The sequence below is a fragment of the Alteromonas sp. ABM1_013 genome (assembly GCF_056160505.1).
In genome coordinates this window covers 780,164-791,863 of record NZ_JBSWXH010000003.1, presented here as the reverse complement: position 1 = coordinate 791,863, position 11,700 = coordinate 780,164, and the positions used below count along the sequence as shown (strand labels likewise).

General features: G+C 40.6%; 10 protein-coding genes. 3 read left to right on the top strand and 7 right to left on the bottom strand.

Annotation, left to right across the window (positions count from 1 at the left end):
* Positions 1–131: 131 nt before the first annotated feature.
* A complete protein-coding gene (locus ACXAGK_RS11735; protein WP_474856375.1) occupies positions 132–605 on the bottom strand; it encodes a c-type cytochrome in 474 nt (157 codons plus the stop codon).
* 183 nt (positions 606–788) lie between these two features.
* Between ACXAGK_RS11735 and ACXAGK_RS11730 the strand changes: the two genes are divergently transcribed.
* Entirely contained in the window at positions 789–1,211 is a 423-nt protein-coding gene (locus tag ACXAGK_RS11730) for a universal stress protein (protein ID WP_269917048.1), read from the top strand.
* A 122-nt stretch (positions 1,212–1,333) separates the two neighbouring features.
* Complete coding sequence (locus ACXAGK_RS11725; protein ID WP_474856374.1) at positions 1,334–1,690, top strand: diacylglycerol kinase; 357 nt, start codon at positions 1,334–1,336, stop codon at positions 1,688–1,690.
* 37 nt (positions 1,691–1,727) lie between these two features.
* Here ACXAGK_RS11725 and ACXAGK_RS11720 read toward each other — a convergent pair whose 3' ends face one another.
* The 6 genes from ACXAGK_RS11720 to ACXAGK_RS11695 all read right to left on the bottom strand — a co-directional run bounded on the left by ACXAGK_RS11720 (position 1,728) and on the right by ACXAGK_RS11695 (position 10,270).
* A complete protein-coding gene (locus ACXAGK_RS11720) occupies positions 1,728–2,078 on the bottom strand; it encodes a hypothetical protein (RefSeq protein ID WP_474856373.1) in 351 nt (116 codons plus the stop codon).
* Between the two features lie 222 nt (positions 2,079–2,300).
* Complete coding sequence (locus ACXAGK_RS11715) at positions 2,301–3,515, bottom strand: tyrosine-type recombinase/integrase (RefSeq protein ID WP_474856372.1); 1,215 nt, start codon at positions 3,513–3,515, stop codon at positions 2,301–2,303.
* Positions 3,516–5,381: 1,866 nt separating this feature from the next.
* Entirely contained in the window at positions 5,382–6,737 is a 1,356-nt protein-coding gene (locus tag ACXAGK_RS11710; protein ID WP_474856371.1) for a DUF2254 domain-containing protein, read from the bottom strand.
* A 427-nt stretch (positions 6,738–7,164) separates the two neighbouring features.
* Positions 7,165–7,317, bottom strand: coding sequence for a DUF2256 domain-containing protein (locus ACXAGK_RS11705; RefSeq protein WP_474806695.1), 153 nt, complete (start codon positions 7,315–7,317; stop codon positions 7,165–7,167).
* On the bottom strand, positions 7,304–8,842 hold the full coding sequence (locus ACXAGK_RS11700) for a cryptochrome/photolyase family protein (RefSeq protein ID WP_474856370.1): 1,539 nt from the start codon (positions 8,840–8,842) through the stop codon (positions 7,304–7,306). Before ACXAGK_RS11700 ends, ACXAGK_RS11705 begins: the two co-directional genes overlap by 14 nt.
* A gap of 3 nt (positions 8,843–8,845) precedes the next feature.
* Positions 8,846–10,270 carry a cryptochrome/photolyase family protein gene (locus tag ACXAGK_RS11695; protein WP_474856369.1) on the bottom strand — a complete coding sequence of 475 codons (1,425 nt, stop codon included), beginning with the start codon at positions 10,268–10,270 and terminating at the stop codon, positions 8,846–8,848.
* Between the two features lie 112 nt (positions 10,271–10,382).
* Between ACXAGK_RS11695 and ACXAGK_RS11690 the strand changes: the two genes are divergently transcribed.
* Positions 10,383–11,690 carry a DASH family cryptochrome gene (locus ACXAGK_RS11690; RefSeq protein ID WP_474856368.1) on the top strand — a complete coding sequence of 436 codons (1,308 nt, stop codon included), beginning with the start codon at positions 10,383–10,385 and terminating at the stop codon, positions 11,688–11,690.
* The last annotated feature ends 10 nt before the right edge of the window (positions 11,691–11,700 follow it).

Below are 11,700 nucleotides of genomic sequence, written 5' to 3'. Positions count from 1 at the left end.
TCAATAAGACAGCGCTACGTGAACCGGGCAACATAAAACACGCAACAAAAAATTCCACTAAGCCAGGTTTACAACTCAATAGCAATTTGTAAGCCTGGCTTAGTGGTTGTTACCAACTAGTTATGGTACTGCTACTCGTTGGACTTTTCGGGAATACGCAATTGGTATAAGCGGTAGTCACTTGTTCTGTAAGGCGTTACTTTATATTTAGGCTGAAGGTATGCAACCAAATCGATAAGTTCAGATACCGTCAGCTCGTCATTTACAACCCGCATTAATGAAACCCCATCTTCACTGGTAAAGCTGGCAGGTTGACGAGGTGTAAGCTTGTGTGAAGGGTTGATGATGCTGGTAACTAACTCTGCATATGTCTTAATTCGACCGCTACTTCCACCTAGTGGAATGGGCTTTGCCACTAAATATTGCGCGTCTTCTGGTTCTTTTTCCCCAGCTATTCTATGGCAGTCTTGGCACTGATACTTTTTAAATACCTGATAACCTTGTTTCATGTCACCTTCAGGTAGGCTAAAGCCGCGAGGCGACTTTGGCCCTTGGTCGCAAGCAAAAAGTAAAAGCGTTGCTAAAACTGTTATTGTTGTTTTCATATCGTTCCCCTCACACGTTTAACGTTTCAAAAAAGCTATGTGCATTGAGATAAGTATGAACGAATTTGCCATCTAAACATTGACCTAGCGCAAAGAATATAAATTTGTAAGTCCCTATTATATGAAGCACTAAACGATAGATGCCGCGATGATCTTCATAATACAAGGCTGAGGAGAGTGAAAGTGCAAAGCTATGAAACCATACTAGTACCCATTGATATATATTCTGATTACGAACTTGTAGTGGAAAAAGCGATTGCTATAGCCGGTAACAGTCATAAAATTCATTTGTTATATGTGGCTTATCCACAAACTAATGTAGAACCTTATGGTTTGTTTTTGGAACGAGATTTTTCCGAAGAAGTAAGAGAGCAAGCACAAAGGCAATTAAAGGATGTCGCTGCTAAACACGATATTCCTTACAGCCACATAAACGTTGAAATAGGCTCGCCAGCAGATGAAATTCATCACATGGCTGAGAAAATTAATGCAGACCTTATTGTTGTAGGAACCCATGGCCAAAGCGGACTAAGGTTGCTGCTAGGCTCCACAGCTAATGCGGTTTTACATGGCGTGAAAACCGACGTACTAGCCGTAAAAGTGTAAATTAATAATAAGGTTGGTTACCTTTGAAACCCTTTAATAATCAAAATACATGGCGTCATTTAGATGTAATGAAATTCGTTTAGCGTTCTAGCATGCAGTAAGTCATTTTGTAATTAATTAATATGATAACAAAGCGTACTGGAATCTTACGTGTAGTTTATGCCACTTATTTTTCTATGAAAGGGCTTCGCGCAGCTTTTTTGAGTGAAGCAGCCTTTAGGCAAGAGGTTTTAGTACTTGTAATCCTTATCCCCATAGCATTTTGTGTAGATGTAACCAGTATTGAGAGGATTTTGCTGGTCATGTCTTTACTCATTGTTTTGATCACAGAGCTACTCAACACGGCTATTGAAAAACTATGTGATCATGTGAGCACTGACATTCATTTATTAATAGGACGTGCCAAAGATATTGGCTCGGCAGCCGTATTCATCAGTCTTATATTGGCAGTGTTCACTTGGCTAAGTATTCTTTTCTAGCACGTATTCTTGTCGATTGGCAAAGAAAAAAGCCCTTCTAAAGGGCTTTAATTTTTTGGTCACAACACTCCAAAACTAAGGTGCGAATGGTGCTATCTAAATTCTTAATATGGGAATAGTGCAGTGAAGTTTCGCCGCCTTTGTTGATATCTTTGATTGTAAATACCACATCATCATCGCGAGAAGTAACACAAATACGTACATAATCGTCTGACTGTGCGAGGGGCACATGAAGGTATAACGGCTCGTTGTTAGATTTTAAATAATCAATTGCAGCCTCTTGCGATTTAAAGGGGTCTTGTTTCTCCGGCTGGACTTTCCATGAGGAAGAAGGGACAACCAACTCCGCGAGTAATTTTCCATGCTTAGTATCAATACCACTACTCATATATAACTCCTTTATTTAGTTCGTTTTACTACTTTTTGCGAGTATTTATTTGTTCAAGTAGTACTACAAACTTTAAAAACAATTTGACCGTACATTATTAATACGCACGGTATGGAAATTCAGATTGGTATAATGATAAAGAGAGTAGGTGAGTGAGAGTGCAAAAGCTCTATAAGGTTACACGTAACCCTAGGTGAATGTATCGCTTTGTTTTACAATGGTTTATCTTTTTCTTTTAGCTGACAGCTTTGCCATTCCACCACGTTTTACGTTGGCTTGTTTTGTATAATGGCCGGGCATTTCAGGTGATTGCCAGCCGCCAGCTAATTGAAGTTCAGGCAAAGAAGCACCATCTTCCGCAAGAGAAACTGCACCACCGACACGACCACTATGTGGTGTAATGTTTTCGCTTATACCTGCACGATGAGCGATGCGTTGCCAAATTCTGTATACGCTCGAGTAGTTTAGTACGTTAGCCTTATGGCTTGGTATGTTTTCGTCAAAAGGTAAAAGTGCAGTTTTATGGTTCGTTAGTCGCCTAAACAATATGCCTTTGTGCAATCCGCGTAAATCAGAAGGAAGTCTTTGTGTTTTAGATTTTGGGTCTATGTTTGCTTCATTGATATATTCTTGCACCATTGAAATAGTACTAGAAGAAACGTAACGATATTGGCCCTGGCCAGTTTGATCACTTTTTGATGAAACAACGAGGAGCGTGTTATTTCGAGCAGATATATCCTCAACACAAACTCGCACTAGCTCATCGGCACGTAGTAAGGCATCAAACATCAAATTAATAATAGCGAGGTCGCGTAGTTCCAATAATGAATCTGGAATAATTGCATTGTTAATCTTTTCGACCATATCGATAGTGAGAGGAACCGCTTGTTTATGTGAAAGCCTAAACTTTCTATTTTCGATTAACGACAGTCGAATAAAGTCTCTTAAATACGCTGACCTAATAATGGGATTAGGCAACTTGGCGACGCCAAGAAATTTACTAAGCGCGGATAGCCGACGCTTGATGGTTCTGTAGGCTAGGGGAGAACGACACAATTCTTCTACATAATGTTTTATACAAGTTTCATTGTGTTCAAAATCGTTTTTGAAACCATCGAAACCGTGCTGCCTGCAGAAAATTGCAAATTCATTATAGTCACTTAGATAAGCACGCTGCGTGTTATAAGGAAGCTTGGTAAAAATATCCTGATAATATTGCTGATAGTAATTTTCAAAACTCTTGTCATTAGACGTTACCTCAAGGGATGTTGTTTCTCGAGTCTCATTAGCATTAGCTGAAAACTGCACGGTAGGATCGGACTCGGTAAAATAACTATCGCCAGTATTAGCAACTACAGTTGAGTTTGAGGGATAACTTGCTTTATCAGTGTTCCTTTTAACTTTCATCGGAGAATTATTAGTAACGCCTTTGGTCATTCTGCGCCCAGATAAGTGCAAATTGTTTGGTTTAGAAGACATTAAATAACCCGATAGCCACGATATGTGTGTATTATGCTAGATTGTAAGAAAGACTGTAAAGTACTGATATTTATAATAATTCACGCATGATAACTGTAATTATCATGCGTGAACATAAGGGCCTATTTCACTGAAACGCATAACTTGCTTAACCCTACCTTTGCCGATCAATGTGTGACACTCTACCACACTACTGTATATACGAACAGTTATAACCGCAATATGTAAAAGCAAGCAACACAAAAACTAAAAAACTCTGTTGCTATAGTGGCTTCAACGGCATTTATAAGCCGATATTGTTCGATTTATCCCCATTTATCAATCGTGCGCTACGTGAAATCTGCAAGGCAACCCCCCTAATTCTGCTTCAGATTTTACGTAGCATCGCCTAAATATTAAGCGCTAAAACGCTTGAATATATAGCTTCTAAATCTGTATTCCCAGTCTATATTTCACCCAGGGAAATTATGCCTGACGAAGTGGTGGTACTGGACGATGGTGGCGACTAGTGAAAACAAAGGTATTTGATTTTTCACTCTTTCGAAAAGGAATAGGCGATAGTTTTTGTAAGTCGTTCTTCTACCTTTGTGCTTAAGTTAAACGAGACAGCTAAACTAAGCGCTTTATATTTTAAGCACTAATTAGATCGAAACTCCACGAAAGTTATTTGCAGTCGCACGCAACAGCAACCACTAAATTAGAATTTTTAATTAAATAACACTAGTTACAATCCTAAATAGATACGCTTTGGTTAGCCCAATTTTATTATTCGCAACGACTTTTATAAGCTCCTTAATTATCGAATAACTATATCGATGAATGCACGGAAAAGTATTCCAGCGACTCAGCAATCTCTAGTTATTTAAAAACCGCAGATACTAATTATCACCGTTAGTATTTCCGTAAAGAGTTTGAATAAGCATAGAGCATATTAATCATCTGGAAAGAGTTCTGTTAAGCGAATAGCTTTAAACAGCGTTAAATAGTGAAGGTGGTGTTTTATAAAAAGAAAGCAAATTTAAAAAGACAGTCTCATAAGACTTATAAAAGAATCGCTCATTTAAAACTAACACCTTTAAAACTAATACCTTTAAAAAATGTGATGATTACTATCGTTAAAATGCCTAGTATTTATTCTGCTTAAATACGTTACAAATAGATTGTTCGTTAAAGGGTAGCTCACAGGGACAGAGTTAAGCTTCGAGCGTCTTTCTTATTTCTATTTTAATATTGTATTTAACATAATATACATTATGCGCAATTAGGTATATGGACGATTAGGGCGATGATGTCGTACTATTCGGACGTTTTGTTGGCTGTGATTACTTACAGACTTTTTTGCGTGGCTGCTGTGTTGACCCAGTGTTAGGTTTTAGGCTTGTTCGTGAATATCGCACTTATCTCGGTGCTTTTAATTAGAACTTACAGAGATGCTTTGATTTGGGACTGATAAATTGAGTCGTAAAATAAAATCGTGCGCTACGTGAAATCTGATGTACTACACCTCGCAAAATATAATTTCATTCACGTAGCGTTACGTTCAAACTTTTAGCGATTTAGCCTAAGAACTACGATTAATTTAACAATTATGATTACATTGAGAGCTAAATTGGTTTCTACTCAAGGTTTGCAAATATAGAAATTCTGAATACATAAAATGAATACGTAATTAGCAAGCTTTAAACCAATTTCCATTTAAGGTTGAGCGTTTTGCTGTGCTTTTCCAAATACCTAGTTTGTTGTTTTAATAAAGGTAATACTCAATAATGAATTCAAAGAAACCCGCACTGGCTTTCAGTTACAAGCTTAAATGCGGGTTTAGCCTCATTCCTTATAAGCTTGCTCAATTCGCTTAATATCTCCACCGTAATTTAATGCTAGTTTCGCGCGTTCATAACTCTGTTTAGCTAATTTACTCGCTGCGTTTTTGAAGTCTTTATCCAGCTCTAAGTCGCTGTTATCGAAACAGGCTTTTATAGTGTTAAGCGATTTTTGAATTCGTATCGCTACTTCAATATTAGCTGCACCATCTCTAGCAATACTTGTATAAGCGTCATCGAATAAATCGTCCACACTTATTTTAGGTAAAGAAACCCGGTCATACTTGATGTTGCTTTTAGTATGGCTCTGTTTATTGTCGTTTTTGCTAACTTGCTGAGAAATATGGTTAGCGCCAGGCTCGCCATTATTATTCTTACCACCATGTTCCTTTTGCACCGGTGTGTGCCACAGTAACATTAGCCTAGTGATACTACTGATGGCATTTATCGCTGTACCGTGGTCATTAACCGATGGTGACAATGCACGAGATGCAATTTCAGCTAGAACAATAAATCCAAATCTGGGGTCAGCTTCAAACGATCGCGCTTCGCCTATGGTAAAAGCGCCGACAATCTCATCTTTTTTGATATCTTTGTTTGCATACGCCAACGGGCGCTCTGGCGTAACAAATTCACCAGGGAGTAAGGTTACATTGATAAAGCAGTCTTCGCTTTTTGCAAGGGATTGAAGCTTTGCGATATCGATTAGCTGGATATACCCTACTTTTTCGGTGAAAATAGCGTAACTCCCCTGCTCTTTTATTTGCTCTTGGGGTACAGCACCCAAACATGGGCTATCTATTCTATTTTTTATCGCCCGTGTAGTAGCGGCTTCCACTTTCAAAAGTGTAGATCCCACACGGCCTAACCGAGCGACGCTATCTACCCATCGAATAAAAGTTAAAATCACTATCGCAAATGCCAGACACGTTAAGCAAAATAAAATGAAAAGTCCGGCTTCATTAAAGAAAGCCTGAGTCATTGCAGTAAGTGCTACGGCGCTATAAATAAATGCACCAATAAAGACGGATAATGCATTTTGCGATACATCGTCAGAGATAATAAGGCTTAATGAACGAGGCGTAGATGATCGACTCGCTGATGCATAGGCATTAACCATAGTACCTGCTGAGAATGTGGCAATAACCATCATGCTCGATGCCATTATTGAAAGCAGTGTTTCTACAGATTCCGGTTTAATTTCAGGGATATGTTCGGCAAGTGAAGTGCCGTCGGCCAATTTGGCGAGGAACACTGCAAAAATAGAAAGAAGGCAAAACCCGAGAGGTTTCACCCAAAGCTTTTCTTTTAGGCTATAAATAAGGAATCTGAGTCTATCTACGGTTATCGGGGCTTCCACGTTGCTCTCTTATTAGTTAACTTTTCACTAATAAGTACGAAAGTTATTAGATTTCTGATTTATCTTACATTCATAAGATGGGAGCTGTACGTAAAACTATGTTTAAACCATATATAAAAACAAAGGTCATTTGCGTGTTTACCATGACATTTATCATTTTAACCCCATTTTACTAAAAAATGCGGCGACTACCGAAAGGTCGTAAACTAAGAAGTAAGTTGCTTCAACTATTAGTGCCCTGTTATCCAAATCGGCGGCTAATGCTCCTTCGAGTAAGAGCATTAGCTGCGGCGGCTGGAATAATTGCCTTGAAACCTATGCGGCTGCGCTTAGGTTTCTGGTGTAGAGGATAATTTCGTGCTCTGAGATTACAATGGCAAATTAAGAAGCGCTAGTATTTCTAGCTTGCCAGTTTATTCCCGTTAGGTTAACCCAAATTGGTTTGGGCTTTCTTTTTGGTTGAAGCACAGCGCTTTGAGCAGTAACGCACGTTTTCCCAGTTTTTCTCCCATTTCTTGCGCCAAGTAAACGGCCTATCACAGACCGGGCACATCTTGGTGGGTAAGTCAGACTTCTTCATTTTTGGTTAGCTTTGATAAAAATATCGTGGCGTCCTGTTTCATGGTTTCTATATTTTCTTCTTTCATCCGCCCATAGGTTTTATAAATCATAGCCATACGGTGATTGTTACTTAACTTTTCTTTGTGCTTATCAATGAAATGCCAATATAGGTAGTTAAAGGGACAAGCTTTTGGTCCTGTTTTCTTCGAAACCTGGTAGCCACAATTTTTGCAGTAGTTACTCATTTTATTGATATAGCTACCGCTAGCGACGTAAGGTTTACTTGCTAAGTTTCCGCCGTCGCTGTACAAGATCATTCCCGCTACATTGGGCAGTTCAACCCATTCATAAGCATCGGCGTAAACAAGCAAATACCACGCTTGCACCTCTTCAGGGCTCAGCTCGGTTAATAAGCTGAAGTTGCCAATAACCATTAGCCGCTGTATGTGGTGTGCATAGGCATTTTGTTGGGTCTCTTTTATACATTGGCGCATACAGTTCATATTGGTTTGCGCATCCCAAAAGAACGAAGGCAACGAGCGAGCGTTATTGAAATAATTGTCGGTTTTCAAATTCGGCATGAAGTGCCAATAAAAACCTCTCACATATTCACGCCAGCCCAGTATCTGTCGAATGAACCCTTCGGCAGAGTTAAGAGGTACTTGGCCAGCATGGTACGCTTGCTCGGCGGCTTGAATGGCTTCTTTGGGGGTTAACAGCCCGCAGTTTAGGTAGAACGCGATATGAGAATGGTAAAGCCAAGGCTTTCCCTCGACCATGGCGTCTTGATACTGACCGAAATTTGGCAGCCTTTCTTCTATGAAGGTATTCAAAACGGTAAGGGCGTCTTCCCGCGTGACCGCGAAGTGAAAGTTATCAATATCGCCAAAATGATCGCTGAATTCGTTTTTTACTAGTTCAATTACATTTGATGTAATGTCGTCAATGTCGAATGTGGTATGCTTAGGCACTTTGTGAGTTTCAGGCATAGATTCACGATTTTGGGCATCGTAATTCCACTTACCACCTATAGGGTTTTTCCCATCCATAAGTACGTTATGCTTGCGGCGCATTTCACGATAGAAAAACTCCATTCGAAGCTGTTTTTTACCTTCCGCCCAGTCAGTAAACTCTTGGGGCGTGGATAGAAATCGATTGTCATCGTAGATAGTAACGGGTATGCCAAGCACGTGTTCCCATTGTTCCATACTCTTTAACAAGCGGTACTCACCAGGCATGGTCACTTTTACTTCATCAAAATCCTTTTCGCTTAATGCGTGTTTAACTTGGGCAAGTAAGTCGCCTTTGTTAGCGCTATCGGTATAGTGAATGTAGTTAACGTTATAGTTTTCATCACGCAAACGTTTAGCAAAATGGCGCATAGCGCTAAATAGAAACGCAATTTTTTTCTTATGATGTTTTACGTAAGTGGCTTCTTCACGAACCTCCGCCATTAAAATGGTGTCTTTGCTTTTTACAGCATCGGTAATAGCCGGTAAGGTTTCGGTAAGCTGGTCGCCTAAAACTAAAATAAGTGCTGCCATACCCTACTCTTTTATTTGTTGGAATGCGTCTAAAGCACGCTGCCGTGATGCTTTTAAATCAACTAGTGGCTTGGGATATTCTTTACCAAGTTCAATCCCTGCATCTTTTAGTATTGCACTAGGTGCTTCCCAAGGCTTGTGTATGTACTTATTAGATAGCTTATTCAATTCTGGACAATACTTGCGAACATAGCTGCCTTTTTTATCGAATTTTTCGCCCTGCAATATAGGGTTAAAAATGCGAAAGTATGGCGAAGCGTCGGCACCAGAACCCGCAACCCATTGCCAACCGGCACTGTTACTGGCAAGGTCTGCATCTAACAGTGTATCCCAAAACCACCGCTCACCTTCATGCCAGGTAAGTAGTAAGTTTTTGACCAGGAATGAACCTACAATCATGCGAACACGGTTGTGCATGTATCCGGTTTGCCATAGTTCTCTCATACCCGCATCGACAATTGGGATGCCGGTTTTTCCCTTTTGCCAAGCCTTAAGCGCTTTAGCATCAGAACGCCAAGGAAACTTATTAAATTTATCGTTGAAGTTTTTATTTGGAAGCGTTGGAAAATGGAATAGCAAGTAATAGCTAAATTCACGCCACCCTAACTCGCTCAAATAGGTTTCAATGCTTTTGTCTTCACTATTGCCAAATTTATCTTTTATCGCATACCACACTTGGTTGGGTGAAACCTCGCCAAAATGCAGGTGGGGTGATAAGCGCGATGTGCCGCGAGCTGAAGGGATGTCTCGTCCGTCTTTATATTTACGCGCAGAACTTTCAATAAAATCTGCAAGATTATCCGCAGCTCCGTCTTCGCCTGGCGACCATTCTTTCGAAATAGTCTCGTCCCAGTTGATAGTAGGCAGTAAGTTTAGCGACGCTAGTTCAATACCCTCATTTTCTACGTCTGCATAAGTTATCCGTGCTGGTGGTGCTTTGGGATATCGCGGCTCTTCTACTTGTAAACAACCTTTCTTGTAATAAGGAGTAAATACGCGATAAGGCGTGCCGTCCTTTTTGAGCACTTTCATTGGCTCCCATAAAAGACTTCCATTGCAGCTGTGCGCTTCGTAATCACTATCAATGAGAAATTGCTTAATCTCTTTGTCGCGGTTTATCTGCCATGGTTCATAGCACCGGTTCCAAAAGATAGCTTTTGCGTCAAAGGATTTCATTAGCGTCGGGATGATATCCTTTGGATTGCCTTTAAAAATTTGTAGGTGGCCATTAAGGCGCTGATTCAGAGAGGCCAAAGAATGATGAAGCCACCATTTACTGGCTCCCCCAGGGACTCTTCCGTCAGGGGTTGTATCATCATAAATATAGATGGGGACTATTTTGCCCATATCACAAGCTGCATTTAATGCCGGATTGTCTTTTACGCGTAGGTCTTGTCTGAACCACATGATACTAACAGGAACGGTCACTTTTTTTCCTCAGGCATTGCGCCAAATTTAAATATTATTCGTACCTAATGTCTTACGTAGAAAAGCGGATTCAAGATCCGTCAAATTATCAAAAATAACGCTTAAAATTAGTATGATAAATCAGCATTCCAACGATAAACCTCAATCTAGTGATAACAGAGGACTATTCTGGTTCAGGCACGACCTACGGCTGCACGATAATGCGGCTATTTCCGCGTTGTGCGAAAAGGTCAACCAAGTTACGTTCGTCTATATATTAGATGATAAGAACTTTACGCCCAACGCGTTTGGGCTTAATCCAATGGGCGAGCACAGACACACCTTCTTACTGCAGACATTAGTAGATTTAAAGCAACAGCTAGCAAAGCTTGGGCACGATTTACTTATTGTAAAAGGTAGCACTGCAGAGTGTTTAGTTGAGCTGTTAAGGTCGGGGCAGTACACCCACGTTGGAGTGAGTCAGTACTGTGGTTATGACGAAACAGCAGCGCTAAACACAGTAAAACGTTTCTTTGACTCACTAACCATTGTCGAGCGCTCGACGTTTGGTTTATTTGATGAGCAAACACTACCGTTTGACATAGAAGAGATGCCCGACGTTTTCAGTCCGTTTCGAAGGAAAGTAGAGAAACATTGTAAACCACTAGCGGTCCACGCTACCCCAGAGCGCTTACCTCCGCCCTTTAAACCAACGCTAGACGAATCTTTTCTATTAACTCTCGCCCACGATTTACCGGAACCGTCTGAATTATCTTTTGTCGGTGGTGAAACTGCGGCGCTCTCGCATTTAAACAGGTATCTATTTGACTGGCATGCTGCGGCATCCTATAAGGAAACACGTAATGCACTAGATACATGGAAAGACAGTACAAAACTGTCTGCCTGGTTAGCGAATGGTTCACTTTCTGCGCGCGAAGTGATGAGGCAAGTACATAACTTTGAAGAGACCGTTGAAAAAAATGATTCCACTTATTGGATTTATTTCGAACTCTTGTGGCGAGAATTTTTTCACTGGCTGCAGTGTAAGTATGGCGCTAAATGGTTTCGCTTTAGTGGCATTCAAGGTAAAACACCTACTACTTCACATTGCCCTGAGACCTTTGCGAAGTGGTGTGAAGGCAATACCGGATACCCTATTGTAGACGCGTGTATGCGACAACTTGCGAAGACAGGCTATATGTCGAACCGCGGTAGGCAGCTTGTTGCAAGCTGCTTTGTACATGAACTTCGGCAGGACTGGCGTTACGGTGCCGCGTGGTTTGAGCATCAGTTAGTTGATCATGATGTGGGAAGTAACTGGGGAAATTGGCTTTACCTTGCCGGCGTGGGAAGCGACCCTCGCGGACATAGGCAATTTAACCTTCAAAAACAGACTGAAATTTACGATCCGGCAGGCGAATTTCGTAATAAATGGCTGTAGTTATTTAACT